Genomic DNA, 25,486 nt, shown 5'->3' on the forward strand with positions numbered 1-25,486 from the left:
CTACAACAGCTCTTCAATCTCGTTTTTCAGCTGGTCGGGCTTTACAGCGGGACCGTAGCGCGCGACGACATTGCCTTCGCGGTCGACGAGAAATTTGGTGAAATTCCATTTGATCCGGGAGCCGAGCAGACCGGATTTTTCCGCTTTCAGATATTTCCACAGCGGGTCGGCGTCATTGCCGTTGACGTCGATCTTGGCCATCAGCGGGAAGCTCACATCATAGTTCAGCGAACAGAAATTCTTGATTTCGTCGGCATCGCCCGGTTCCTGATTGCCGAATTGGTTGCACGGAAAGGCCAGTATTTCGAGGCCCTTGTCATGAAATTCCCGATGCAGCTTTTCGAGCCCCTCATATTGCGGCGTGAACCCGCATTTCGAAGCGGTGTTGACGATCAGCAGCACCTTGCCCTTGTGCGCAGACAGGTCCTCCATCGAACCATCCGCCTGCTTCACCTGAAATTCCGTAACCTTCATATGCGCCCCGCAATGTTTGTTTCTAGATTTTCCCTGCCCCACAGATTGATACTCGCAGGAGAAAAGTCAAAGCCAATCTCGATTCGAGCCGAAAAGCCTAGGATAAAACACCTTCATGCAGCCGCACAACCCGATCCATTTTGGCCGCCAGCCGCTCGTTATGAGTGGCAATCAGGGCGGCGCTGCCTTCCTGCCGCACCAACGCAATAAACTCGGAGAGAACCAGATCGGCGGTCGCTTCGTCCAGATTGCCGGTCGGCTCGTCGGCCAGCACCAGTTTCGGCGAAGTCGCGAGGGCGCGGGCAACGGCTACTCTTTGTTGCTCGCCACCGGACAATTTGCTCGGATTATGATCCAGCCGCGCGCCCAGTCCCAGGCTACACAGCAATGTTTCGGCTCTGGCCTCGGCTTCTTTCTGACTCGTCCCGGCAATAAGCTGTGGCATCACCACATTTTCCAGCGCGCTAAAATCGGGTAGCAAATGGTGGAACTGGTATACAAAACCCAGAAGATCGCGGCGGATCCGCGTATGACCACTGGAAGGCAGTTGCGCGGTTTCTTCACCGTTCAGCTTGATCGAGCCCTCAAAACCGCCCTCGAGCAATCCCACCGCCTGCAGCAATGTCGACTTGCCCGAACCGGACGGGCCGAGAAGCGCGACAATTTCGTTCGCGTGGATGTCGAGGTTGACGCCGCGGAGCACCTCGATCCTGACATCTCCCTGGACGAAACTGCGCCGTACATCTCGCAATTCCACGGTTTTTGCATTTTCTCTGTCACTCATAGCGAAGCACCTGGACGGGATCGGTACTGGCCGCCTTATAGGCGGGATAAAGCGTCGCCAGGAAACTGAACAGCAGCGCCAGCCCGGCGATACCCACGACCTCCATCGGATCGGTCCGCGCTGGCAGTTCGGTCAGAAAGCGGATCGACGGGTCCCACAGATTCTGGCCGGTGATCATCTGGACAAAATTGATAACATTCTGCCGGAAATGGATTGCGATCAGGCCGAGTATGATCCCGGCGGCGATGCCGAGCGTTCCGATGGATGTGCCCACCGTGACGAATATTCTCACCAAGGAAGCGCGCGAGGCGCCCATCGTGCGCAGGATCGCAATATCCCGCGTCTTGGCGCGCACCAGCATGATCAGCGACGACAATATGTTGAAAACCGCCACCAGGATGATGATCGAGAGGATGACGAACATCACCACCCGTTCAACCTGCAGCGTTTCGAAAAGCGAGGCATTCATTGTCTGCCAGTCGGTAATCACCCCGCGATCGGCCACCTTGGGCACGAGAGGCGCGATTATCTTGCCGACATTGTCGGCGTCATTGGTCTTGATTTCGATCATCCCGATCTGGTCGCCGAGCAGCAGGAGGGTCTGCGCATCTTCCATCGGCATGATCACGAACGCCTTGTCATAATCATAGACGCCGACCTCGAAAATAGCGGCGACGTCATAGGCGATCTCGCGCGGTACCGTCCCGAACGGCGTCGAGCGCCCTTGCGGATTGATGATGGTGATCCGGCTTCCAACCTGCGCACCCAGCGTGGTCGCCAGCCGGCTGCCGATGCCGACCCGTCCCGATCCGGACTCGAGCTGCGCCAGATCGCCGGAGATGGTTTTTCCGTCGAGCGTCTCATTGTTCAATATGTCCGGCACCTGCATACCACGCACCAGCACGGCTTCGACCCGTCCGTTGAACGTGGTCAGCAAGGGTTGCTCGATCAAAGGCGATGCCGAGACGACCCCCTCAGTCTGGCGGGTTTCCTCGAGCAAGTCGCGCCAACCGGGAAGACGGCCGCCATAGCCCTGGATGACGGCGTGGCCATTGAGACCGACAATCTTGTCGAACAGCTCGGCGCGGAAACCGTTCATCACGCTCATCACCACGATCAGTGCGGCTACACCAAGCATGACCGCGACCAGACTGATGCTTGCGACGAGGAAAATGAATCCCTCCCCCTTGCCTGGCAACAGATAGCGTTTTGCGATGACCCATTCATAACGGGATAGGAGCATGACTTGCGACGACTTCCTTGGATCAGAATATCCTGCCTTTACGGTTGCAGGTCGGGGCAAGCAAGTGGCATGGCACGAAATATGCTGTTGCCAATATGCCACAAGCGGCGACCAATCTTCCAAAACCAACAATTTTGTCATGACAAAATTAAGTCAGTCGATCAGATATGCCTACAGAATCAAACATCTCGATAAACGGGTCATGGTTCAGGGATCCCTTCCGGTTCCGCCAAATGTTGGGGGACAAGCGGCGTTGAATAGGACGGGAAAACAGGGGACGAATTAGTTCGTCACCATTTTCGCCCGGGTGCTTAGCGGCATCCGGGCGTTTTTTTCACTGCGAAAACATCCAAGACATAATTATCCAAACCATTGGTATTTCAGTCTTTTCTTCCCCTTGAAATCGGGAAAGTTGATCATATCTCTATTGATGTGGGGCGCCATATGGGTTCCACAATGACGAACCGGATGCCGCATTTGCGGGTCCAGATTTACATTGCTCAATTGCAGAGGATATAGATATGAATCGTTTAGACTTTACCCCCTACCGCCGCTCAACCGTAGGTTTTGACCGGCTGTTCGACCTTCTTGAAAATAATGCCCGCGCGCAGCAATCCGAGAATTACCCGCCGTTCAACATCGAACGCAGCGGAGAAGATCATTACCGGATCACGCTGGCCGTCGCCGGTTTCAAGGATGATGAAATCGAAATTACCGCCCAGCAGAATCTGCTGCTCGTCGCCGGCAACAAGAAGACCGACGAACAGGAAGGCAAGCAGTTCCTGCACATGGGAATAGCCAACCGCAACTTCGAACGGCGTTTCGAACTCGCCGACTTCGTCCGCGTGGAAAATGCCGCGCTAGCCGACGGGCTGCTCGAAATCGACCTCGTCCGGGAAATCCCCGAAGCGATGCGGCCACAGACCATCGCGATCAACAAGGGCGACAATGTCACCAAGATCGCGGACAAGCGAAAGAAGAAAGAAGAGAAAGCCGCCTAGGCAGCGCATTTCTTCGCGAATCAGGGGCAGCCGGAGCGATCTGGCTGCCTTTTTTTTACCGTTGCTGAAATGAAATGGGGCAGCCGGATGAGGATCCGACTGCCCCTGACACCCGCTTGGTGTCACTCTTGACGATAATTAGCCCGGGTCGCAAAAGGCCAATTTTCGTCAAGAATCTGCTTCGGCAATATGGGAAAGCATCGCGTGATCCAAAATCCGGACCTTCCCGCTTTCCACTGCCACAATCCCGCTTTCCGACCAGGCGGACAGCTGACGATTAATATGTTCGCGCGACATCCCGGCAAAATTGCCGAGCTCGCTCTGGCTCAGGTCCAGCTTCAGACGCCCTTCATCTGCCCCGGCTACGGATAGCCTCAAAAGATAGCGCGCCAGTCTCGGCCCCGATGTATAGGCACGATCGCCTTCGATCATGCTGTTGGCCGAGCGGATGCGCTTGGCCATGACCTTGAGCAAGCGCAAGGCCATATTCTTGTGCTTGGCCAGAATATCTTCAAAGGCTTCCCGCGTTATCGACAACGCCGACGTTGGTTCGATGGCGGTGACACTGGCGGTCCGCTCGCCACCATCCAGCAGTGCGATTTCGCCCAGAACCTGCCCGGCTTCCGCATAGTCGAGAACAACCTCATAACCATTGCTGGCGATCATGCTGGTGCGCGCATTACCTGATAATAATATCAGAAGCGAGTTGCCAGGATCCCCCTGCATGATCAATTCGTCCCCTTTTTTATATTGCACGAAATGTCCACGCAATATCAAGTCAGCCAGCTCAGCATCGTCGCAGTCAGCAAATAGGCTGTGCTCAGCCAAAAGATCTGCTAATTCTTCGACTTTCACTGCACCCGCCCCCGGCCTAATTCGAAGTTTCCACTAACTTCTTTATGCCGCATAATTGTGACAATAGTCACATCTCGTAAAATATATTGGACAAATTCGACATGTACCGGAATCTAGCCACAACTATAGCTTGGCGTCCCTAAACGAGACGGCTTTGCTGCAACGCTGCGGCTATGAAGGAAGCAAATAGCGGATGCGGATCAAAAGGCTTGCTCTTCAGTTCCGGATGGAACTGTACGCCGACAAACCAGCTGTGATCGGGCCGTTCGACGGTTTCGGGAAGCTCGCCATCGGGTGACATTCCTGAGAACATCAGACCGGTTTGTTCCAGCCGCTCGACATAGCCCTTGTTCACCTCATAGCGATGGCGATGACGTTCGCTGATTTCGCGGCTGCCATAAATTTCGCTGATTTTCGATCCTTGCTGCAGCACCGCGTCATAGGCGCCCAGGCGCATGGTACCGCCCAGATCTCCGCCAGCCTCGCGCTTCTGCAGGCCTTCTTCGGTCATCCACTCGGTGATCAGGCCGACCACCGGTTCATCGGTTTCGCCAAATTCGGTGGTCGATGCACTGGCTATGCCAGCCAGATTGCGAGCCGCTTCGACGCACGCCATTTGCATGCCCAGACAGATGCCGAAAAACGGGATATCGTTTTCGCGGGCGAATTTGACCGAACCGATCTTCCCCTCGCTGCCCCGTTCGCCAAAACCGCCGGGCACCAGAATCGCGTGAAGCGGCTCCAGTTTGGAAGCAAGGTCTTCTTCATTTTCAAACAGTTCCGCATCAAGCCAGCGGACCTGCACTTTAACCCGATTGGCGAGACCGCCGTGAAACAATGCTTCCTGCAGCGATTTATAAGCATCCTGCAGGCCGACATATTTGCCGACAACGCCGACGATGACTTCACCTTCCGGATGCTCGATCCGCTCCATCACGTCATTCCACCGCGACAGGTCCGGTTCCGGCGCATCGTCGATCGAGAAGGCGCGCAGCACCTCTCTGTCCAGACCTTCCTGATGATATTGCAACGGCACATTATAGATATTGCTGGCATCCAGCGCCGGGATCACGGATTCCTTGCGGACGTTGCAGAACTGGGCGATTTTTGCCCGTTCGGAATCGGGCAGCGGATGTTCGCAACGGCAAAGCAGGATGTCCGGCTGGATGCCCAGCGAGGTCAATTCCCGAACGCTATGCTGGGTTGGCTTTGTTTTCAGTTCACCAGCTGCGGCAATATAGGGCACGAGAGTGACATGTACCGAAATCGCATTGTCCCGGCCGACCTTGTTGCGCAACTGCCGAATCGCTTCGATAAACGGCAGACTTTCGATATCGCCGACGGTTCCACCAATTTCGCAAAGGACGAAGTCGATACCGTCGAGCTTGTCTTCGGCAAAGGCCTGGATCGCATCGGTGACATGCGGAATGACCTGGACGGTTGCGCCGAGATAATCGCCACGTCGCTCCTTGGTGATGATCGACTGATAGATTCGGCCCGAAGTCACATTGTCGGATTGCAGCGACGGAACGCCGGTAAAGCGCTCGTAATGGCCGAGATCAAGGTCGGTTTCCGCCCCGTCGTCGGTAACATAGACTTCGCCGTGCTGATAAGGCGACATCGTGCCCGGATCAACGTTGAGATAGGGGTCAAGTTTCCGGATTCGCACGGAATATCCGCGAGCCTGCAACAGAGCACCGAGGCTCGCCGCCATCAGACCTTTGCCAAGAGAGGAAACCACACCGCCGGTAATGAAAATATATCGCGCCATGGGAGGAGAGGCTTAAGGCCTGTTAGGCCCAAATGGCAATCCCGCGAATCCGGAAAAGCGAAATAAATATTATTTGACAGCGTTCATCATTTGCTGGGTGAGCGGCCATGTTCCGCGCGCACGACCAAAGGTCGCGATCTTCGCGAAAACAGGAGTGAAGATGCTGCTGGAAAGTCTTATTGGTCGAGCGGGACGGCCCCGTCGGGGCTGTCCGCCGGCGCTTCTTCTGCCGCAGCGGCAGCCGCTGCGGCCAATGGATCGTCACCGACCAGAGGCACATCGTCAGCCGGTGCAGATATTGGTGCCGTATCGCGCTGCAGACTCTGGTCGATCGTTTCAACCTTGCCTTCCGCAGCCGCCATAACCGCAAGGGTTATCGACAATGCGACAAATAATACCGCCAGAATGGACGTCGTCCGCGTCAGCAAATCCGCCGCGCCACGCGCCGACATCATGCCCGATGGCGAGCCACCCACCCCCAATCCGCCGCCTTCGGATTTCTGCATCAAAATGACGCCCACCAGCATGGCGGCGACAATGGCTTGAAGGACGGTGACAAAAAGAAACATGGGTTTTCCGAACTAATTTAACGAGCATGCGCTCCGACGTGCAGCGCACATAGCGATTGCCCCGCCGGAGTTCAAGCAATGATCCACTCCCCTTGTCGTCGCCAGAGTCTTGCAAAATACCGGCAAAAGAAGCGGGGACTTGCACGCTGCGGGAAAGCGTAGGCGAAAGAAAAAACTACCGATCCGGCACACTGGCCGGCACATTGGACAGCCCGTCCCCTCGCGGCCGCAACATTTGCCTTGCGTCCGGCGTGTCTGTCAGCTCGCCGCCGCCGCTTCAATAATCGGCCCGAATTTGGCTGCCGTCAGGCTCGCACCGCCAACCAGCCCGCCATCGACATTGGGAATCGCCAGCAATTCTGCCGCATTGCCGCCGTTCATCGAACCGCCGTAGAGAATGCGCACATCGTCACTGCCCTGCCCCATCAATTCTCCAAGCTTCACCCGGATTGCGGCGTGCATTTCCTCGACATCGCTGGCGGCGGGGACGCGGCCGGTGCCGATTGCCCATACCGGTTCATAGGCGATGGTCAGCCAGTCGGCGCTGGCCCCGGAGGGAAAGGATCGGGCGAGCTGGATGGTGACGATTTCAATCGCTTGACCGGCATCGCGTTCCTCTTCGGTCTCGCCGACGCAGATAATCGCCCCCATGTCGGCCGCATGGACCGCTTCGGCTTTGGCTTTCACCTCGGCGTCGCCTTCCTGCTGGTCGGCGCGGCGCTCGCTGTGGCCGAGAATCGAATAGGTTGCGCCCGCTTCCTTGAGCATTGCAGCGGATAGACATCCGGTATGCGCGCCGCTCTCGGCAAAATGGCAATCCTGCGCACCGATGGCGAAGCCGGGATTGGCCTCGGCCGCTGCGGCGATCAGTGTGGCAGGAGGACAGATTCCGACATCGGCGCTTTCATTATTGGCGGCAATCGCGGCAATCGCGGCGATATCCGACAGCTGCGCGCGCAGCCCGTTCATTTTCCAGTTGCCGACAATATATTTGCGGTTTGCCATAATGCCCTTAGCCTTTTCCGTTTTTCCAATCTGCGCCCGCTAACAAATATCCTCCCGCTTGCCAATTTCCTTCCGCAGTCTTTTGCTTGAACCGCAAAGCCAAGCCGCCTAAAGCAGGCCCAAATCCACCTCGCGCAATGGAACATTTCCTTCATGATCAGTTTTTTCCGCCGTATTTTTTCTTCGAAACTGGGCCTTTTTCTGACCTTCTGTTTCGTCGGTTTGATCGCCATTGCCTTTGCCACGGCCGACGTGTCGAGCAGCGGCACATTCGGCGGAGTGACCGGATCGGGTACGGCCGCCAAAATTGGCGACAGCGAGTTAACCAGCGCGGAACTCGGCCAGTCGGTCAACAATGCCTTCCGCGGCGAACAGCGCGAGAATACCGGTCTGGACCTCAAGACCTTCATCAATGGTGGCGGTTTTGACGATGTTCTCGAACGGCTGATCAACAGCTTCGCCATTGCCGATTTTGGCTCCAAATATGGCATGGCCGCAGGCAAGCGTCTGGTCGATGGAGAGATCGCCGGCATCCCCACTTTCCAGGGTGCCGACGGCCAGTTCAGCGAGGAAAATTTCCGCCGCGCCCTGCAGCAGCAGGGCATTAACGAAACCCAGTTGCGTGACGATTTTACCCGCAACCTGATGGCCGACCAGCTGTTGACCACAGCCGGTTTCGGCGCGGCGGTACCGCAAAAGCTTGTCACGCCTTATGCCTCATTGCTGCTGGAATCGCGTGAAGGGCAGATCGCAACCGTCCCTTCGGTTGCCTTCATCGAAAACAGCAAACCGGCGAAGGCCGCCATCGAAGCCTTTTATGCCAAGAACGCGTCCCGTTACACGATCCCCGAACGGCGGACGATCCGCTATGCACTGTTTGAAAAATCGCGGTTCAATGACAAGATCAAGCCGAGCGAAAAGGAAATCGCCGGCCATTACAAGCTGAACAACGCCCGCTATTCGGCCAGCGAGACCCGCACTCTGGATCAGGTCATCCTGCCGACCGAGGCCGCTGCCAAGGCACTCGCCGACAAGATCAAGGCTGGCACCACGATCGAGCAGGCCGCCCAGTCGGTTGGCCTTTCTGCGTCGTCTGTGGGACCGGTCAACAAGGCCGACTTTGCCGAAAGCGCGTCGCAAGCCGTAGCCAATGCCGCCTTTTCGGCCAGCTCAGGTGCGATTGCCGGGCCGGCGCAAAGCGCGCTCGGCTGGCACATCGTCAAGGTTCGGAATATCAAGCAAATCCCGGCTCGCTCGCTGGATCAGGTCCGCGCCGAAATCGTCACCGAACTGACGCGCGAGAAGATCGAAGAAGCGATCGCGGAATTGACCGTCCGTCTGGAAGACGAATTTGCCGACGGTGCAACGCTGGGTGATATTGCCAAGGCGGAAGAACTCAAGATCGAATCCACGCCACCGCTCCTCGCCAATGGTCAAAATCCCAATGACCAGAATTACAAGCCAATTCCCGAGATGCAGCGGATTTTGCCGGTGGCCTTCGCCGTTGATGAAGACAGCGATCCGCAGATTGTCGAAATCGTTCCCGGCGAGAAATATGCTGCCATCGATGTTTCGGAAATCACTGAATCCGCCCCGCCACCGCTGGCACAGATCGAGCAACTCGTAACCCGCGACTATATGCTGGATCAGGGTGCGAAAAAGGCAAAGGCGGTTGCGGACAAGATCGCCAAGGCGGTCAGCAGCGGCACATCCCTGTCGAAAGCGGTTGCGGATGCCGGAGTAAAATTGCCCAATGTCCAGAAGATCAGCGCCACCCGGGCCGAACTTGCCCGGCAGAGCCCGCAGGGACAGGTCCCCGCGCCGCTCAGCCTGATGTTCAGCATGGCGCAGGGCACTGCGAAATCGCTGGCCGCACCGCGCGACCAGGGATGGTATGTGGTCGTGCTCGACAAACTTAATCGCGGTGATGCCTCGAAACGGGAAGATTTGCTGACTGCGACGAGGACCCAGTTCAAACAGGTGTTCGGTAACGAATATACCGCGCAATTCATCAACGCGATGAAGGCGGATGTCGGCGTCGAGCGCAACGAGGATACGCTGACCGCGCTGAAACAGCAGCTGCTCGGCGGAAACTGACCCTGGATGACGGGCAGTTTCGGAACGGACGCGGCGCGCGCGGCGCTGGATAACGGCAAGCCGGCGCTGATCTGGCGGCGACAGGTGGCAGACACCGAGACGCCGGTGTCCGCCGCCCTGAAACTGATGGAAGAAGGCCGCGGCGATTATCTGCTGGAGTCGGTAGAAGGCGGCGAGACCCGAGGGCGTCATAGCATGATTGGCCTCGCCCCCGATCTGGTGTTCCGGGCAAATGGCGACAAAGCGGCGATCAACCCGATATGGCTGCAGGACCGCGAAGCTTTTGCTCCGGAAAGCGGCGACAGTCTCTCCGCCCTGCGCACTCTGGTCAAGGCCTGCCGGATGAATGTGCCGGAAGAATTGCCGCGTGCCCTCGCCTGTCTGGTCGGCTATTTCGGCTATGAAACCATCGGTCTGGTCGAGAAGCTCCCCCGCGCGCCGCAGTCCGAGCTGGACCTCCCCGACATGCTGTTCGTCCGGCCGACCGTGATCCTGATTTTCGACCGGCTGGCCGACGAGCTGTTTCTGGTGGCACCGGTGTGGCCGGAGACCGACGGGAATGGCGATGCAAAAATCATCGCGGCGGAAAACCGGCTGGATGAAGCTCAGCGGGGCCTCTCCAGACCCGTTCCTCCCGAACTTGCCGAAGGACGCTTGTCTGACACTCCGAAGGCGGGGCTCAATCCCGGCGAACCGGAATTCACCCCCCAGGTCCCGGCCGAAAAATATGGCGAGATGGTGTTGCGCGCCAAAGATTATATCGAGGCCGGTGATATCTTTCAGGTGGTGCTGGCACAGCGGTTCACCACGCCATTCACGCTGCCGCCCATTGAGCTCTATCGCGCATTGCGCCGAATCAACCCCTCGCCCTTCCTGTTCTTTCTCGACCTGCCCGGCTTTGCCCTGACCGGTTCCAGCCCGGAAATCCTGGTCCGCGCGCGCGATGGCGAAGTAACCATTCGCCCGATTGCCGGCACCCGTCCGCGCGGTGCCAATGCTCCCGAAGACAAGGCAAACCGGGAAAGCCTGCTGGCCGATCCGAAGGAAAGAGCCGAACATCTGATGCTGCTCGATCTCGGTCGCAACGATGTCGGCCGGGTAGCGAGCGCGCACAGCGTCGAGGTCACCGACAGCTATACGGTCGAATTTTACAGCCATGTCATGCATATCGTCTCCAACGTCGTGGGAGAGCTGGCCCCGGACAAGGATGCGCTCGACGCCCTGTTCGCCGGCTTCCCCGCCGGCACGGTCAGCGGCGCGCCGAAAGTCCGCGCCTGCCAGATCATCGCCGAACTCGAACCCGAAACCCGCGGCGCCTATGCCGGCGGCGTCGGCTATTTCTCGCCCGATGGCAGCATGGACAGCTGTATCGTCCTGCGCACCGGGATTGTGAAAGACGGCACGCTGCACGTGCAGGCGGGCGCCGGGATCGTCGCGGACAGCGATCCGGACTATGAACTGGCCGAATGCCGGGCCAAGGCCGGCGCATTGCTGGCGGCCGCAAAAGAGGCGGTGAAGCGGGCGCGGGATGTTGGGTTCGGGCAATAGCTTAAAAGTTCGCTATGGCCGTAAATAGAGCCATGACGCGTGCAGTCCCTGTTCGTCGGCTCTCGCCCCACTTGCGGACATTGTTTTCGTAGAGGATAGAGAAACAATGGGAAGGTCGAACAGTTCACTGAAAAAGCTGCTGGGGCGTTGGTCGAATCAGCAAGAGAGCGCGTTGCACCAATTGTTAAAACGCAAGACAAAGGGGCAGCGCCTCGCTGGTTTCGGAAAGTCCGAGCGAGTGGATGCCAAGTTCATCCTCCTCGTTATAGCTCCGTTCGTGCCGGTGATAATCTCGGACCAAGTAGGCTGGGAGCGTGGCAAACTCTGGCACGTATGGTTCTGGATTAGCGCAGCATGGGCAGTGGTCATTCTTTGTATCGGCCTCGCGTCATATTGGAGGGCATTGCGACCTTACATGCAGGGTAAGTGATAAGGAATGACCGCTTACCACCCAATAGCAGACGTCAAAAATGACCAACTTCACTACACTAGCGGCTTAAACCCATTCTCGGCCAGCCCCACCTCACTCCAGCATCTTCGGCGCTTCCTTCATCAGCTTCGCCTTGATCTTGTTGGCGAACATCGCCAGCATCGGTGGCAGGTCGAGCACGGCATAGACCTCGTCATCGCGGACATGCATGTCGCTTTTGATGCGCTGACCGATGGCTTCCAGGGTGAAGTGGAGATGATCGCCTTCCCAGTGATGGTCGGTCAGATTGGCGCCCGGGATGATGTCGCCCAGCGTGTGGATGCCGCTGCCGATACGGCTTTTGGCTTCTTCGAGCCCCAGTTTGTGCGGGATATTGACGGTGACGGGCTCGGCCATGCTGATTCTCCAATCGGATATCTGGTTTTTAGCGTTGATCCTGAGCCTGTCGAAGGGCATCGGTCGATGCGCCACGCGCTTGGTCCGGCTCAGTACCCACGGTCTGTTGTTGGCAAATTCCCTATCACCGCTCGCGCCCACGTCAAACCATTCGCGGAAACACTTGGCCTGCCGATAATTTCCGATTAGGCAGCATCGCATGATCCTCGTTATCGACAATTATGACAGCTTCACCTTCAACCTGGTCCATTATCTGATGGAACTGGGCGCCGAGGTTTGCGTCGAGCGCAACGACGCTCTGACCGCCAGCGAAGCTCTGGCCACCGGGGCGCAGGCCTTCCTGATTTCTCCGGGTCCCTGCACCCCCAATGAAGCGGGCATATCGCTCGATCTGGTGGCGGCCTGTGCCGATGCGGAGAAGCCATTGCTTGGTGTGTGTCTAGGCCATCAGAGCATCGGCCAGCATTTCGGCGGCAAGGTGGTGCGCGGCGGTCTGATGCACGGCAAGACATCGCCGGTCACCCACGACAGCAGCGGCGTCTTTGCCGGCCTGCCCTCACCCTATACCGCGACCCGCTATCACTCGCTGATCGTCGAGGATATTCCCGCCAGCCTGCCGGTCAATGCGACCGCCGACGATGGTTCGGTCATGGGCTTCCGCCACGAAAGCCTGCCGATCCACGGCGTGCAATTTCACCCCGAGAGCATCGCCACGGAACATGGCCATGCCTTGCTGGCCAATTTCATGGCGATTGCGGGGATTGAAGCGAAGGAAGCGGCATGACCTTGCCTGATCCGGCGAGCGCCCTGTCGGAAGCAGCGGCCCGCGAAGCCTTTTCCGCAATCCTGGACGGCTCCTGCTCGGCTGAGGAGATCACGAAATTTCTGGTCGCGCTGGCCGACCGGGGCGAGACAGCGACGGAAATCGCCGCAGCCACCACCGAAATGCGCGCGCGGATGATCGGCGTCGACGCGCCCGCCAACGCGATTGATGTCTGCGGCACCGGCGGCGATGGCAGCCACAGCCTGAATATTTCCACCGCCACCGCTCTGGTGGTCGCCGCCTGCGAAATCCCGATGGCCAAACACGGCAACCGCGCTGCCTCGAGTAAGTCGGGTGCGGCGGATACGCTGGAGGCGCTCGGGCTGGATCTGGCCAAAGCGGCGAGCAAGGCCGAGCAGAGCCTGCGCGACATCGGCATCGCCTTTTTCTTCGCACCCAATCACCATCCGGCGCTCGGGCCGCTGGGACCGATCCGCAAGGCCATCGGCCGCCGGACGATCTTCAATCTGCTAGGTCCCCTGTGCAATCCCGCAAAGGTCAAGCGCCAGCTGATCGGCGTCGCCTCGCCCGATCTGGTCGAGACCTATGCCGAAGCGGCGCTGCAACTGGGCTATGACAAGGCGATGATCGTCTCCGGCGAGGAAGGGCTCGACGAACTCAGCATCTCCGGCCCCAGCCGCGTTGCCATGATCAGCGACGGCAGCGTCACGATCAGCCGCATAACACCGGAAGATGCAGGCCTGACCCGCCATCCGGCGGAAGCGATAAAGGGCGGTGATGCCGAATATAACGCCGCTGCGCTCAAGGCGCTATTGCAGGGCGAGAAATCGGCCTATCGCGATGCCGTGCTGCTCAACAGCGCCGCCGCGCTGATGGTCGCGGGCGAAGTCGACAGCTGGGAGGAAGGCGTCGAGGAAGCCGCCGAGGCGCTCGACAAGGGCCTTGCCAATGCCATGCTCAATTGCTGGATCGCCAATCAATGAACAAGCTTGAAGAAATATGCGCGACGACGCGGGAATATGTCCAGCAACGCAAGGCGGATGTCCCGGCGTCGAAGCTGAGCGAGGACATCGCCCGCCAGAGCGCGCCGCGAGGCTTTGCCGCAGCGATCCGGGAAAAATCGGCCACCGGCTTCGCCCTGATCGCGGAGATCAAGAAAGCCAGCCCGTCCAAGGGCCTGATCCGCGAGGATTTCGATCCCCCGGCTCATGCCCGCGCCTATCAGGCCGGCGGTGCGGCCTGCCTGTCGGTATTGACGGACCAGCCCTATTTTCAGGGCGCGGACGAATATCTGGTGGCCGCGCGCGCTGCGGTCGACTTGCCCTGCCTGCGCAAGGATTTCATGGTCGATCCTTGGCAAGTATCGGAATCTCGTGCGCTGGGCGCGGATGCGATTCTCATCATCATGGCGGTGCTGGACGACGCGCTGGCAGCGGCAATCGAGGCGGAAGCCCTGTCGCTCGGTATGGACGCGCTGATCGAAGTGCATGACGAGGCGGAGCTGGAACGGGCGCTGAAGCTGCAATCGCCGCTGCTCGGTATCAACAACCGCAATTTGAAGACCTTCGAGACCAGCCTCGACCAGACCGAGCGGCTGGCGAAGCTGGTGCCCGAGGACCGGATCATGGTCTCCGAAAGCGGCATTTTCACCCATGAAGATTGCCAGCGCCTCTCCCAATCGGGCGCCCGCGCCTTTTTGGTAGGTGAATCGCTGATGCGACAGGATAATGTGGAGGCAGCAACCCGCGAGCTTTTGACAGGAACCCAATGAGCAAATTGACCCATATCGACGGCGACGGCGCGGCCCATATGGTCGATGTGGGCGGCAAGGCCGACACGGTCCGCGAGGCCCATGCCGAGGGCCGGATCACGATGAAGATGGAAGTATTGGAAGCTATAAAAGCGAACGCCATGAAGAAAGGCGATGTGCTGGCGACCGCCCGCGTTGCCGGGATCATGGCGGCGAAAAAGACCAGCGATCTTATCCCGCTGTGCCACCCGCTGGCGCTGACCAAGGTCGCGGTTGATTTCACCTTTCTCGACGACGGCATCAAGGTCTCGTCCATGGCCCGACTGACCGGAAAGACCGGGGTGGAAATGGAAGCTTTAACAGCCTGTTCTGTCGCACTCCTCACAATCTATGACATGTCCAAGGCGATGCAGAAGGACATGGAGATCAGCGATATCCGCCTGCTCTCGAAAAGCGGCGGCAAATCGGGAGACTGGGTCGCGGAATGAGCAGCTTGCTGCCTCTGGACGAAGCCCAGCAGCGACTGATCGCGCTGGCGTCCCACCTGCCCGCCCAAACGCTTTCCGTCCATGATGCGCTCGGCCGCTATCTCGCCGGAGACCTGATCGCCAGGCGCGAGCAGCCGGCCGCCGATATGTCGGCGATGGACGGCTATGCGATCCGCTTTGCAGACCGCGAGGGGCCGTGGACATTGGTCGGCGAATGCCCCGCTGGCAGCCCGCCCTGCCGCGCGCTGAAAGCCGGAGAGACTGCCCGTATTTTCACCGGTGCCTTGCTGCCCGAAGGCGCCGATACCGTGGTCATGCAGGAAAATGTCGCAGCCGACGGCACCACCATCCGCCTGACCGCAGAGCCCTCGCCCGAAAAAGGCCGCCATGTCCGGCATCAGGGTGGCGATTTCAAGGAGGGCAGCGTCGGTTTGCCCGCAGGCAGCCTGCTCAATGCGGCGGCGCTCGGCGAAGCGGTAATCGCCGGCTATGGCGAGCTATCGGTCGGCACACAGCCCCGCGTGGCGGTGGTCTCTACCGGCGACGAACTGGTCGCGCCGGGCAGTGACACCCTGCCCCACCAGATACCCGCCAGCAATGACGTCATGCTGTCCGCCATGCTCTCCGGCCTGACCGCCGAAACCCGCAGCCTGAGCCGGATTCCGGACGATATGGACATCTTGTGCCAGACGCTGGAAAGCGCGAAGGATTGCGATATCATCGTCACCATCGGCGGCGCCTCGGTCGGCGATCATGATCTGGTCGGCCCCGCCTTCCGCAAGCTCGGCGCGGAGATCGACTTCTACAAGATCGCGATGAAACCGGGCAAGCCGGTGATGGCCGGAACACTTGGCAAGACGGTGATCCTGGCGCTCCCCGGCAACCCGGCCTCCGCCTTTGTCGCGGCGACATTGTTCCTACTGCCGCTGATCCGCTTCATGGCCGGAGCCGCCCGCTATCTGCCGGAATATCAAAGCGCCCCGACCAGCGAAGCCCTCCCCGCCAACGGCCCCCGCGCCCAGTTTCTGCGAGCGAAAGTTGATCAAGCCGGGATCACGCCTTTTGGTAGTCAGGACAGCGCCAAGCTTTCGGTGCTGGCGGCGTCCAATGCGTTGTTGTGTCGGCCCGCTCATGCGGAGGCGGCTGATGTTGGCGAGATGGTGAGGTTTATTGCGATATAGTTTTCGAAATCTTCCTCAATCGGCACGCCATCAGATCCTGCTGAAGGGATGAGGATTTGGATGGGAAGCGGTCATGCCAATTATTTTATTTGGACCGCCGCTATTGGATCAACAGAGGTCGCATTGCTCTGGAATTGCAATCTGAATATCCACTTCGGATCAGTAAAAGGACCTATTAATTCGGCCCATTTTCTCTACTTTCGCTGCCATGACCGTAACCAAACTAGAAAGGCTGAAGCATGTCGGCATCACGCTGGCTGTTGGAATTCCGTTGGCGGTGCTTTTTTTGATGGACGAAAAGCCTGATCTTCCATCCCGAGCCCGCAACCTGATTCCCGAAGAGCTTACTGCGGAGTCGATGACTTCGGCAGATTTTGGTGAGGAAAGCGGCGCAGCTTTGTTCAGTATCAAAGGACATGTTCCTGAGATCATGCAATCTTTTGAGGTGCTACCTAGTTTTGGGTCTCGAGGCCCTGCAATAAGAGCGGTAAACTGGACCAACACGGCTCCGATGCGGGTCTATAGCCAACCGAATAATCAAAATTGCTCCTGCTTTGCCTGCGCTAGAGATGCGCAGATTTGCAAGATAGCCTCTGAATGGCTCAACAAAGAGGGATCATTATTATATCTCGATCCCAATCCACAGGGTACTAGCTACATCCTTAATCGTGACGAACGCCAGATAATTGTCATCTGGAATCGGCCTCTTTAAATTGGGGTGGGCTTCAAGGTCTTCTTTTGGGACAAAAGCTGACTGGCAGCTTTGTCACCGAAAATGCCAATAGCCGCCATCAAAATTGTCCACGTCTCCCACCCTTCTGCCCATGACACAATCACTTCCCGCTTGACTTCCCCCGTTTTGTTTCTTAATTGTTCCGCATTCGTTCCCAGAACAGGACACTGGACATGCTCACGCAAAAGCAACATGAACTGCTGTGTTTCATTGATGAAAAACTCAAGGATAGCGGCGTTTCCCCCTCGTTCGAGGAAATGAAGGAAGCGCTCGGGCTCAAGTCCAAGTCGGGCATTCACCGACTGATCAGCGCGCTCGAGGAGCGGCACTTCATCCGCCGCCTGCCCAACCGGGCGCGCGCTTTGGAAGTGCTGAAACTGCCCGAAGGCGGTTTGCATGAGGCGGAGCCCTCCAATGTTGTTGCGCTGCACCCGGAAACGCCGGTTCGCGAAGTCGCGTCCAGCCCTGCTCCGAGCAACGACGATATTCTGGAAATCCCCCTGCACGGCCGGATCGCCGCTGGCGCTCCGATCGAGGCGATGGAAGGCCAATCGGCGCTCAGCGTGCCGGCCGCCCTGCTCGGCCCCGGCGAACATTATGCGCTGGAAGTATCCGGCGATTCGATGATCGACGCCGGTATCCTCGACGGCGATTATGCGCTGATCCAGAAAACCGAAGTGGCGCGCGATGGCGAGATTGTCGTGGCGCTGGTCCATGAGGAAGAAGCGACGCTGAAATATCTGCACAAAGACGGTGTCCGGGTGCGGCTTGATCCCGCCAATGCCGCCTATGAACCGCAAATCTATGGTGCGGGTGAAGTGCGTATCCAGGGCAAGATGGCCGGATTGCTGCGCCGCTACTGATCGGGACGGGCGCTGGCCGCATTGCCGCTCGCGGCAACGCGATAGCGGGTCCAGATATGCCTGCCGGTCCAGCCGAGCGCCGTGGATATTTGCCGATTTTCCAGATCAATCGTCATGCCGCCGACTTGCGATAGCAGGTTGCGGTCGGCTTTCAGCCAGCGCGGCTGACAGCTGTCCGGCAGCCGCCTTTCGCTGACCACGATATCGGCGCGGCGGCAAGTTGCCGACAGAGCCAGAGCCGGGATATAGTGACCGCTGCGCGTCGCCAATATCTGCCAGTCGCGCCCGCCGGCCGATACGGTCGCCAGGCAGCTGTCACCATTGCACGTGGCGTTGGGCCAGTCTTCCAGCGCCTGCGGCTCCCCCTCTACCCCGGCATTTTCGCGGATCATGTCGCGGATGAAGTCGCCGCTGCGGTTGCGCAGCATCGCCAATTCGCCCTGTTCGTTGCGGATCGCGACATGGCGCCCGTCGCCGGTGATATAGAGATCGGGCGCGCGGGTGGTGGCGATGACCAGCCCGCCGACCAACATCGGGACCACTCCCCAGTAGCGCCAGGGCTCCCGCCACAGGCAGAGCCATAGCCCGCCCATCAGCACCAGACCGAAGGCGATCACCGGCATGGTCGGCAACATCGTCACCGCGCCGGGCCGGCTGGAAACAAAATGGGCCAGCGCGATCAGACTGCTGAGCGCCTGTTCGCATAGCCACCAGAGCGGCGCGCCCAGACCAAAGCCGTCGAGCACCAGGGCCAGCGCCTCCAGGGGCATGATCACAAAGGTCGTCAACGGGATGGCGATGATATTGGCGAGCGCGCCATAGAGGCCGGCCTTGTGGAAATGGTAAAGCGCGATCGGCATCAGCGCGATTTCGACCACCAATCCGGTGAGGAACAGAGCAAAGACGAACCGTCCGGCGCGTCGCATCAGACTTTCCTCGCGCAGCATCAGCAGCGCCTTGATCCGCGGATGCTCGTGCAACGCGATGATCGCGGTCACCGCTGCAAAACTCAGCTGAAAACTGGGACCGACCAGCGATTCGGGCCAGAAAATCAGAACGAACAGCGCCCCCGCCGCGACCATCCGCAGAGTGATCGCGCTGCGCCCCATCATCAGCGCCACCAGCACCAGCAGGGCCGCGACGCAGGCCCGGATCGTCGGAACCTGCGCCCCGGTCATCAGCGTGTAGGCCACCGCCGCCAGCGCCGCGCCGGCGGCCGCCACAATCGGCAGGCGGAAGCGCAGCGCCAGCGCAGGCGACAGGGCAAGCGTCTTCAATATCAGCAGATAGACCGCCCCGACCACTGCGGTGACGTGCAGCCCGCTGATCGATAGCAGATGCGCCAGCCCGCTGCGCCGCATCGCTTCGGCATCTTCTTCATCAATCGCGCCGCGATCTCCGGTGGCCAGGGTCGCTCCGATCGCACCGGCTGCACCGGCCATCTGCGACTGGACATGCGCCGAAAGCATCTGCCGGTATCGGGACAGCGCGAAAACCGGGTCCGCAGCGCGCAATATCCGTATCTCTCCCAGCGCCCGTCCGGTCGCGCCGAGACCCTGAAACCAGGCGCGCTCGGAAAAGTCATAAGCGCCGGGCAGCGCCGGCATTGCCGGTGGCATCAACCGCGCGCGCAGCTGGATCAGGGCGCCATCCTGCAAACCGGGGCTGGCGCGATCCAGTGGCACGTTCACCCGGACGCGCGGCGGCAACCCGGAATTGTCACCGGTACTCAATGTCAGCCGGACCATATCACGCGCCAACACCGGTTCGACTCGTTCGATTTCCGCATTGAACGTGGTGACAATCGGTCGCTCCAGCACTGGCGCGGCAACGCTCCAAGAACGCAGCCAGATCAGCACGCAGCCGATAGCGGCCAGCAGCGCGAACCAAAACAGGGCCTTGCCGAGCCGCGTGCCGCCGCTCGTGACCGCGAACAGCACAATTCCGCCGCACAGGCTGATAAAGGCCAGCCACCGCGCGCCAGTGCCCAGATTGAACCAGCAGGCAATGCCGAAACCAAGCGCCACCGGCACCCATAGAGGCAGTTGGTCCCGCTCCTTTTCCAGCTGCCTTTCAATCAATTTGGAGAGTTGTATATCGCGCCATAAATCAGACAATTGTCGCGGGTGAAACAGCGTGCTAAGGGCGGTGCCAGTCGAACCGGAACCGGTGCCTGTGGTGCCATTCGGGCTCAATCCATCCCGCATTTCAAAATCCTATCACAGGGATCATGCAAGCGTGAATTCAAATGATGCTGAACAGCCGAAAGAGACAAATATGGTCGTAACCCGCTTTGCCCCCTCCCCGACCGGGTTCCTGCATATCGGCGGCGCCCGCACCGCCATGTTCAACTGGCTGTTTGCCCGCCATCATGGCGGCAAAGCGTTGCTGCGGATTGAAGACACCGACAAGGCGCGCTCTACCCAGGAGGCAATTGATGCGATTTCCGAAGGGCTCGAATGGCTCGGTCTTGACTGGGACGAAGAAACCGTTTTCCAGTCCGAACGCGCCGCCCGGCACGCCGAAGTCGCCCACGAACTGCTGGCATCGGGCAATGCCTATAAATGTTTCGCCACCCAGGAAGAACTGGCCACCATGCGCGAACAGCAGAGGGCCGAGAAAAAGCCGATGCGCTATGACGGCCGCTGGCGCGATCGCGATCCGTCGGAAGCGCCGGATGGCGCGCCTTATGCGATCCGGCTGAAAACCGAAACCGCCGGCAAGGTCACCATTGCCGATATGGTCCAGGGCGATGTCTCGGTCCAGAACAGCGAGATTGACGATTTCATCCTGCTGCGTTCGGACGGCACGCCGACCTATATGCTCGCGGTGGTGGTCGATGACCATGACATGGGCGTAACCCATTTGATTCGCGGCGACGATCATCTCAACAATGCCTTTCGCCAGCTGGCGCTGATCCGCGCGATGGGCTGGGACGAGCCCGCCTATGCCCATATCCCGCTGATCCACGGCAATGACGGCGCAAAATTGTCGAAACGGCATGGCGCGCTGGGCGTCGAGGCCTATCGCGACATGGGCATCTTGTCCGATGCGATGTTCAACTATCTGCTGCGTCTCGGCTGGGGCCATGGCGATGACGAGATCATTTCGCGGGAACAGGCGATAGAATGGTTCGACATCTCCGGCGTCGGCAAATCGCCTTCGCGATTCGACACCAAGAAGCTGCAGAATCTCAATGGTCACTATATGCGGGAGGCCAATGATGCGGATCTGGTGCGGCTGGCCACACCGTGGATCGAACAGGATCTGGGAGCGCCTTTATCCGCTTCGGACCGCGATTTGCTCGGCCAGGCCATGCCGGTTTTGAAGAGCCGCGCAAAAAATCTTATCGAATTGGCGCAAAGCAGTCTTTTTCTCTTTAAAAAACGCCCACTTGGCCTCGACGAACGGGCAGAAAATCTGCTAGACGCTGCCGCACGGACGCTGCTGAAATCGATTCACCTTGGCTTGACCGATCTGGAAGACTGGACGCTCGAGACAACGGAAGAAACCATAAAAGCGATCGCGGAGTCTGCCGAATTGGGGCTGGGGAAGCTCGCACAACCTATGCGCGCTGCCCTGACTGGAAGCACCAGTTCACCCGGAATTTTTGACGTTCTGATACTTCTTGGGAAAGAAGAATCATTGGGACGTCTTGCAGATCAAATAGAAAAAACCTGAGTTTTCAGGAGCAGAAAGGACAATATCGTGGGCGATAACGCAAAATTCAGCATCGATGGCGACAATTTCGAATATCCGGTTCTACAGGGCACCATTGGTCCCGACGTGGTCGATATCCGCAAATTATATGGCCAGACCGGTGCCTTCACTTATGACCCGGGCTTCACCTCGACCGCCAGCTGCGAATCAGAGCTGACCTTTATCGACGGCGGCGAAGGCGTTTTGCTGCATCGCGGCTATCCGATTGAACAGCTCGCCGAAAACAGCAGCTTCATGGAAGTCGCGCATCTGCTGCTGCGCGGCGAGTTGCCGACGGCGGACGAATATTCCGAATTTACCAACACGATCACCCGCCACACCATGGTGCATGAACAGCTGCGCGGTTTCTATCAGGGCTTCCGTCGTGACGCCCACCCGATGGCGATCATGTGCGGCGTGGTCGGTGCGCTCTCGGCTTTCTATCATGACAGCACGGATATCAACGATCCCGCCCAGCGGATGATCGCCAGCCACCGTCTTGTCGCGAAAATGCCTACCATCGCGGCAATGGCCTATAAATATTCGATCGGTCAGCCTTTCGTCTATCCCGACAACGAACTGTCCTACACCGGCAATTTCCTGCGCATGACCTTTGGTGTTCCGGCCGAGGAATATGAAGTGCACCCGGCAATCGAAAAAGCGATGGACCGGATTTTCATCCTCCATGCCGATCACGAACAAAATGCGTCGACCTCGACGGTCCGGCTGGCCGGCTCCTCGGGCGCCAATCCGTTTGCCTGCATCGCCGCCGGCATCGCCTGCCTGTGGGGCCCTGCCCATGGCGGCGCCAATGAAGCGGCGCTCAACATGCTGCACGAAATTGGCCATCCTGACCGCATTCCGGAATATATCAAGCGCGCCAAGGACAAGGACGATCCGTTCCGCCTGATGGGCTTTGGCCACCGCGTGTATAAAAATTACGACCCGCGCGCATCGGTGATGCAGGAAACGGTTCGCGAAGTGTTTGAGACGCTCAAGGTCAAGGATCCCGTCTTTGACGTGGCCTTGCAGCTTGAGGAAATGGCGCTCAACGATCCCTATTTCATCGACAAGAAGCTGTTCCCGAACGTCGACTTCTATTCCGGCATCATCCTCTCGGCGATCGGTTTCCCGACCTCGATGTTCACAGTGCTGTTCGCGCTCGCCCGCACCGTCGGCTGGGTTGCACAGTGGAACGAAATGATTTCCGATCCCGGCCAGCGTATCGGTCGCCCTCGCCAGCTCTATACCGGCCCGGCAAAGCGCGACTATGTACCGATCGACAAACGGTAATTTTGATTGAAATTTGCAAGAAGGGGGGCGTTTCGCTCCCCTTTTTTATGCTGGCTTCCGTTCCGGCAAGGACAGGGTGAAGGTCGCCCCCTTCCCGGCTTCGCTGGCCACTGTCAGGCTGCCGCCCATCGCGCCGGCCAGGCGACGGGAAATGAACAGCCCCAGACCGCTGCCGCCGTCCCCGGACCGGCCCAGCCGTTCGAACTTCTCGAATATCCGTTGCTGGTCTTCGGTGGCGATACCGTCCCCCTGATCGCTCACGGCAATCCGGGCAAAGCCGTCTTCGGTTGAAACCCGCAGCTTGATCACCGAGCCGTCGGGTGAATAGCGGATCGCGTTACCGATCAGATTGACAAGAATTTGCAGCGTCCGGCGAAATTCACCACTGGCGGGGCATTTCGCGCCTTCGTCCGGAAGATCCAGACGAATGTGATGGTCCGCCGCCTTGACCGCCAGCAGGCCTGCCGCCCGGTGGGCCAGATCAGCCAGATCGATTTCGTCCCCGGCCACGGTGAATTCGGGCCGTTCGATTGCTTCGAGATCGGACAGGTCATTGACGAGGTCGAGCAAATGGCGCCCCGCCGAAGCGATATCCTTGGCATAGCTGGCATAGTCACCGCGTAGCGGACCTTCCAGCTTGCTGCTGATCGTTTCAGCGTTGGCGATGATCTTGCCCAGCGGCTGGCGCAGCGCCGGCCCCAGTTGCATGCCGAACAGGCTGTCGCTGATCAGTTTGCCGCCCGGCCGCTTTGGCTCTGTTCCCTGGGTCGCCATATCAGCGTCTGCATCATCCGGGGTCGCGGTGAATCGATAGCCGGCAAACGCCCCTGTCTTGTCGATCAGCGGATTGCCCTGCAACACGAACAGCCGCTGGGCACCGCCCTTCTGGCGCATTCGCTGATTGCGTATCGGCTGCCGCTCGGCCACGGCTTCCAGCAGTCCGGCATTGGCCGATGGCGGAATCACGTCATATATATCGAGCAGGGACTGGCCGATAACATCATAATCCTGGCCCGCCTCACCCGACAGTTGCTGGGCGATGATTCGCAGCGCTGCATCAGTGCGGATCGCCCCGCGACCTTCGAGCCGGTTGAAATCGCGCTCCCGCGCCGGGTCGATTTTCTCGCTCTCGTCTTGCGGATATTCTTTCCAGTCGATGATCGACAGGCTCAGCGGCTCCGCCTTTTCCGGCGTGCTGACCCGGGTCTCGACCCACATTTCAATACGTGACTCATCATCCGAAGCATGGACCGGCCGAGAGAGATTCATTCCCAGCCGCCGGCTGAGACGGCATAATTCTGCCAATTCCGGAACGGCCAGAGGGCCGCCTTCCTTGCCACCGCAGTGCAAATGCAACCGCAAGAGCAGCGGATCAGCCGACAGGAGCAATCCGTCGGCGTCCACCTGTCCCTGCACCGGCGCGGTCAATTTACCATCCGTGTTCATCTACCGGGAATATCCGGAAAATCGTCGGAAAGCAGCCGCGCGGCATTCTGAAAAGCGTCGGGCGAGGCCCAGCGCGACACCAGGCCCTGACAGCGATCCTGGTCGGTCTCACCATAGGTTGCGGCAGTCAATATATGGTCGCCGCCGTCAAGCGCGGCAAAAATCGACAGCGCTTCCTGTACCGGAAAGTCCGCCGCCCGCATGACAACAACAAGGCGCACCATATCGGGTTCAGCGGTGAAGCTTATAATCTGGTCGCTGGTCAGGCCGGTCCGCCGGGCGAGGCGCGCCACGAACAGGGTCAGACCATCCGTCATCGGATGGGGAACCGACTTCCGGTCGGCGGGGGACTGGTCGAGCAACTGGGCCAGCCGCTCGGCCTTGCGTGCCACGCCTGCGCTTTCATCATGCGCGGCGAGCAGCCTCTCGGTCGCCTGCTGCAACTGAAGACTGGCATGGCCGGACCGGCTGGCGAGCGCGGCGGTTACCGGCCAGGCAAAGGCATAAGCGATTTCCGGCGGTAGATCCGCGAGACTGGCGGCGATTTCTCCGGCAGCACCGGTTGTTTTGGACTGGGCCACCAGCAATCCCATGGCGGCTTCGGCAACGGCAGCATCCTCGTGATCCAGATGGCGCGTCAACGTGGACTCGAGATCTTCCTGCGAAATTTTCTGCAGCAATCTTGCTGCCAGTTCGCTTTGCTGCGTCTTGACAAACAGGTGCCGGACAATCTCGGGGGTCTTGAGCAGGCCGGATTGCTCCAGCATGGCATAGCTCTGGCCTTTGCCGCCCTGCGCGATGCCGAGCAGCACCTCTTGCCGGAGCCCCATATCTTCGGTCGCGATGGTACAGATACGCCTTTCAATCTGGTCCACGACGCTGCGCAAATATTGCTGCGCATTGGACCGCATACGGTCGTTGAAAACGATGTCGGTTCTGGGGAACAGGGCATGCGAAAAATCATCAGCCACGAACGATGCCTTGTCGGCCATCGCGCTCGCGCGGCGGACAATATCGTTGTGCTTGCTTGGATCCATCGGAAAAACTCGCTCTGCCATAGCCAGGCTGTACCCTAA

Annotated in this window: 23 protein-coding genes; 12 read left to right on the top strand and 11 right to left on the bottom strand. The window is 59.1% G+C overall.

Translation table 11 applies throughout. From position 1 onward, the window contains the following. From ACHZCJ_RS04575 to ACHZCJ_RS04585, 3 genes are all read right to left on the bottom strand, one after another. Positions 1–474, bottom strand: a complete 474-nt coding sequence (locus ACHZCJ_RS04575; protein WP_159642015.1) for a glutathione peroxidase — start codon at positions 472–474, stop codon at positions 1–3. Between the two features lie 97 nt (positions 475–571). Then, complete coding sequence (locus ACHZCJ_RS04580) at positions 572–1,258, bottom strand: ABC transporter ATP-binding protein (protein ID WP_159642013.1); 687 nt, start codon at positions 1,256–1,258, stop codon at positions 572–574. Continuing rightward, positions 1,251–2,501, bottom strand: a complete 1,251-nt coding sequence (locus ACHZCJ_RS04585; protein ID WP_321324271.1) for a lipoprotein-releasing ABC transporter permease subunit — start codon at positions 2,499–2,501, stop codon at positions 1,251–1,253. Before ACHZCJ_RS04585 ends, ACHZCJ_RS04580 begins: the two co-directional genes overlap by 8 nt. A gap of 521 nt (positions 2,502–3,022) precedes the next feature. Here ACHZCJ_RS04585 and ACHZCJ_RS04590 point away from each other — a divergent pair. Next, the gene (locus ACHZCJ_RS04590) at positions 3,023–3,502 is read left to right on the top strand and encodes an Hsp20 family protein (RefSeq protein WP_159642009.1); all 480 of its coding nucleotides are present in this window, start codon (positions 3,023–3,025) and stop codon (positions 3,500–3,502) included. 168 nt (positions 3,503–3,670) lie between these two features. Here ACHZCJ_RS04590 and ACHZCJ_RS04595 read toward each other — a convergent pair whose 3' ends face one another. From ACHZCJ_RS04595 to tpiA, 4 genes are all read right to left on the bottom strand, one after another. Next, positions 3,671–4,258, bottom strand: coding sequence for a Crp/Fnr family transcriptional regulator (locus ACHZCJ_RS04595; protein WP_394700029.1), 588 nt, complete (start codon positions 4,256–4,258; stop codon positions 3,671–3,673). Between the two features lie 238 nt (positions 4,259–4,496). Then, a complete protein-coding gene (locus tag ACHZCJ_RS04600) occupies positions 4,497–6,128 on the bottom strand; it encodes a CTP synthase (RefSeq protein ID WP_321324275.1) in 1,632 nt (543 codons plus the stop codon). A gap of 176 nt (positions 6,129–6,304) precedes the next feature. After that, positions 6,305–6,697, bottom strand: coding sequence for a preprotein translocase subunit SecG (secG, locus tag ACHZCJ_RS04605; protein WP_321324277.1), 393 nt, complete (start codon positions 6,695–6,697; stop codon positions 6,305–6,307). A gap of 258 nt (positions 6,698–6,955) precedes the next feature. Then, positions 6,956–7,702, bottom strand: a complete 747-nt coding sequence (gene tpiA, locus ACHZCJ_RS04610; protein WP_321324280.1) for a triose-phosphate isomerase — start codon at positions 7,700–7,702, stop codon at positions 6,956–6,958. A 153-nt stretch (positions 7,703–7,855) separates the two neighbouring features. Here tpiA and ACHZCJ_RS04615 point away from each other — a divergent pair, with 153 nt between their 5' ends. Continuing rightward, positions 7,856–9,799, top strand: a complete 1,944-nt coding sequence (locus ACHZCJ_RS04615) for a SurA N-terminal domain-containing protein (RefSeq protein ID WP_321324282.1) — start codon at positions 7,856–7,858, stop codon at positions 9,797–9,799. 6 nt (positions 9,800–9,805) lie between these two features. After that, entirely contained in the window at positions 9,806–11,347 is a 1,542-nt protein-coding gene (gene trpE, locus ACHZCJ_RS04620; RefSeq protein ID WP_321324284.1) for an anthranilate synthase component I, read from the top strand. Positions 11,348–11,870: 523 nt separating this feature from the next. On the opposite strand, the gene ACHZCJ_RS04625 is transcribed toward trpE, so the two are convergent. Beyond that, positions 11,871–12,173, bottom strand: coding sequence for a polyhydroxyalkanoic acid system family protein (locus tag ACHZCJ_RS04625; protein WP_321324286.1), 303 nt, complete (start codon positions 12,171–12,173; stop codon positions 11,871–11,873). A 199-nt stretch (positions 12,174–12,372) separates the two neighbouring features. On the opposite strand from ACHZCJ_RS04625, the gene ACHZCJ_RS04630 reads away from it, so the two are divergent. From ACHZCJ_RS04630 to lexA, 7 genes are all read left to right on the top strand, one after another. Further along, positions 12,373–12,957 carry an aminodeoxychorismate/anthranilate synthase component II gene (locus ACHZCJ_RS04630; protein ID WP_321324288.1) on the top strand — a complete coding sequence of 195 codons (585 nt, stop codon included), beginning with the start codon at positions 12,373–12,375 and terminating at the stop codon, positions 12,955–12,957. Next, entirely contained in the window at positions 12,954–13,940 is a 987-nt protein-coding gene (gene trpD / locus ACHZCJ_RS04635; RefSeq protein ID WP_321324290.1) for an anthranilate phosphoribosyltransferase, read from the top strand. The genes ACHZCJ_RS04630 and trpD overlap by 4 nt, the downstream gene beginning before the upstream one ends. After that, positions 13,937–14,728 carry an indole-3-glycerol phosphate synthase TrpC gene (gene trpC, locus ACHZCJ_RS04640; RefSeq protein WP_321324292.1) on the top strand — a complete coding sequence of 264 codons (792 nt, stop codon included), beginning with the start codon at positions 13,937–13,939 and terminating at the stop codon, positions 14,726–14,728. Before trpD ends, trpC begins: the two co-directional genes overlap by 4 nt. Beyond that, entirely contained in the window at positions 14,725–15,195 is a 471-nt protein-coding gene (gene moaC / locus ACHZCJ_RS04645; protein WP_321324295.1) for a cyclic pyranopterin monophosphate synthase MoaC, read from the top strand. The genes trpC and moaC overlap by 4 nt, the downstream gene beginning before the upstream one ends. Then, positions 15,192–16,376, top strand: a complete 1,185-nt coding sequence (glp, locus tag ACHZCJ_RS04650) for a gephyrin-like molybdotransferase Glp (RefSeq protein WP_321324297.1) — start codon at positions 15,192–15,194, stop codon at positions 16,374–16,376. The genes moaC and glp overlap by 4 nt, the downstream gene beginning before the upstream one ends. A 208-nt stretch (positions 16,377–16,584) precedes the next feature. Further along, positions 16,585–17,088: a hypothetical protein gene (locus ACHZCJ_RS04655; protein ID WP_321324299.1), complete on the top strand. Its 504-nt coding sequence runs from the start codon at positions 16,585–16,587 to the stop codon at positions 17,086–17,088. Between the two features lie 194 nt (positions 17,089–17,282). After that, entirely contained in the window at positions 17,283–17,972 is a 690-nt protein-coding gene (gene lexA / locus ACHZCJ_RS04660; RefSeq protein ID WP_321324301.1) for a transcriptional repressor LexA, read from the top strand. Here lexA and ACHZCJ_RS04665 read toward each other — a convergent pair. Beyond that, positions 17,966–20,179 (bottom strand): ComEC/Rec2 family competence protein, encoded by a 2,214-nt coding sequence (locus tag ACHZCJ_RS04665; RefSeq protein WP_321324304.1) that lies wholly within the window; start codon positions 20,177–20,179, stop codon positions 17,966–17,968. The genes lexA and ACHZCJ_RS04665 overlap by 7 nt on opposite strands. Before the next feature lie 70 nt (positions 20,180–20,249). Here ACHZCJ_RS04665 and gltX point away from each other — a divergent pair, with 70 nt between their 5' ends. Next, positions 20,250–21,653, top strand: coding sequence for a glutamate--tRNA ligase (gene gltX / locus ACHZCJ_RS04670; RefSeq protein WP_321324306.1), 1,404 nt, complete (start codon positions 20,250–20,252; stop codon positions 21,651–21,653). Between the two features lie 27 nt (positions 21,654–21,680). After that, on the top strand, positions 21,681–22,964 hold the full coding sequence (locus ACHZCJ_RS04675) for a citrate synthase (protein ID WP_159641952.1): 1,284 nt from the start codon (positions 21,681–21,683) through the stop codon (positions 22,962–22,964). 45 nt (positions 22,965–23,009) lie between these two features. On the opposite strand, the gene ACHZCJ_RS04680 is transcribed toward ACHZCJ_RS04675, so the two are convergent. Further along, positions 23,010–24,410, bottom strand: a complete 1,401-nt coding sequence (locus ACHZCJ_RS04680; RefSeq protein WP_321324309.1) for a HAMP domain-containing sensor histidine kinase — start codon at positions 24,408–24,410, stop codon at positions 23,010–23,012. Next, positions 24,407–25,447, bottom strand: a complete 1,041-nt coding sequence (locus ACHZCJ_RS04685) for a hypothetical protein (RefSeq protein ID WP_321324311.1) — start codon at positions 25,445–25,447, stop codon at positions 24,407–24,409. Before ACHZCJ_RS04685 ends, ACHZCJ_RS04680 begins: the two co-directional genes overlap by 4 nt. Between the last annotated feature and the right edge of the window lie 39 nt (positions 25,448–25,486).

This window comes from uncultured Parasphingorhabdus sp., from assembly GCF_963677535.2.
GTDB lineage: Bacteria > Pseudomonadota > Alphaproteobacteria > Sphingomonadales > Sphingomonadaceae > Parasphingorhabdus.

Excerpts from the sequence above, each read along its gene's own strand:
- ACHZCJ_RS04575 (WP_159642015.1), bottom strand. The coding sequence starts at position 474 with ATGAAGGTTACGGAATTTCAGGTGAAGCAGGCGGATGGTTCGATGGAG.
- ACHZCJ_RS04580 (WP_159642013.1), bottom strand. The coding sequence starts at position 1,258 with ATGAGTGACAGAGAAAATGCAAAAACCGTGGAATTGCGAGATGTACGG.
- ACHZCJ_RS04585 (WP_321324271.1), bottom strand. The coding sequence starts at position 2,501 with ATGCTCCTATCCCGTTATGAATGGGTCATCGCAAAACGCTATCTGTTG.
- ACHZCJ_RS04590 (WP_159642009.1), top strand. The coding sequence starts at position 3,023 with ATGAATCGTTTAGACTTTACCCCCTACCGCCGCTCAACCGTAGGTTTT.
- ACHZCJ_RS04600 (WP_321324275.1), bottom strand. The coding sequence starts at position 6,128 with ATGGCGCGATATATTTTCATTACCGGCGGTGTGGTTTCCTCTCTTGGC.
- secG (WP_321324277.1), bottom strand. The coding sequence starts at position 6,697 with ATGTTTCTTTTTGTCACCGTCCTTCAAGCCATTGTCGCCGCCATGCTG.
- tpiA (WP_321324280.1), bottom strand. The coding sequence starts at position 7,702 with ATGGCAAACCGCAAATATATTGTCGGCAACTGGAAAATGAACGGGCTG.
- ACHZCJ_RS04615 (WP_321324282.1), top strand. The coding sequence starts at position 7,856 with ATGATCAGTTTTTTCCGCCGTATTTTTTCTTCGAAACTGGGCCTTTTT.
- trpE (WP_321324284.1), top strand. The coding sequence starts at position 9,806 with ATGACGGGCAGTTTCGGAACGGACGCGGCGCGCGCGGCGCTGGATAAC.
- ACHZCJ_RS04625 (WP_321324286.1), bottom strand. The coding sequence starts at position 12,173 with ATGGCCGAGCCCGTCACCGTCAATATCCCGCACAAACTGGGGCTCGAA.
- ACHZCJ_RS04630 (WP_321324288.1), top strand. The coding sequence starts at position 12,373 with ATGATCCTCGTTATCGACAATTATGACAGCTTCACCTTCAACCTGGTC.
- trpD (WP_321324290.1), top strand. The coding sequence starts at position 12,954 with ATGACCTTGCCTGATCCGGCGAGCGCCCTGTCGGAAGCAGCGGCCCGC.
- trpC (WP_321324292.1), top strand. The coding sequence starts at position 13,937 with ATGAACAAGCTTGAAGAAATATGCGCGACGACGCGGGAATATGTCCAG.
- moaC (WP_321324295.1), top strand. The coding sequence starts at position 14,725 with ATGAGCAAATTGACCCATATCGACGGCGACGGCGCGGCCCATATGGTC.
- glp (WP_321324297.1), top strand. The coding sequence starts at position 15,192 with ATGAGCAGCTTGCTGCCTCTGGACGAAGCCCAGCAGCGACTGATCGCG.
- ACHZCJ_RS04655 (WP_321324299.1), top strand. The coding sequence starts at position 16,585 with ATGACCGTAACCAAACTAGAAAGGCTGAAGCATGTCGGCATCACGCTG.
- lexA (WP_321324301.1), top strand. The coding sequence starts at position 17,283 with ATGCTCACGCAAAAGCAACATGAACTGCTGTGTTTCATTGATGAAAAA.
- ACHZCJ_RS04665 (WP_321324304.1), bottom strand. The coding sequence starts at position 20,179 with ATGCGGGATGGATTGAGCCCGAATGGCACCACAGGCACCGGTTCCGGT.
- gltX (WP_321324306.1), top strand. The coding sequence starts at position 20,250 with ATGGTCGTAACCCGCTTTGCCCCCTCCCCGACCGGGTTCCTGCATATC.
- ACHZCJ_RS04680 (WP_321324309.1), bottom strand. The coding sequence starts at position 24,410 with ATGAACACGGATGGTAAATTGACCGCGCCGGTGCAGGGACAGGTGGAC.
- ACHZCJ_RS04685 (WP_321324311.1), bottom strand. The coding sequence starts at position 25,447 with ATGGATCCAAGCAAGCACAACGATATTGTCCGCCGCGCGAGCGCGATG.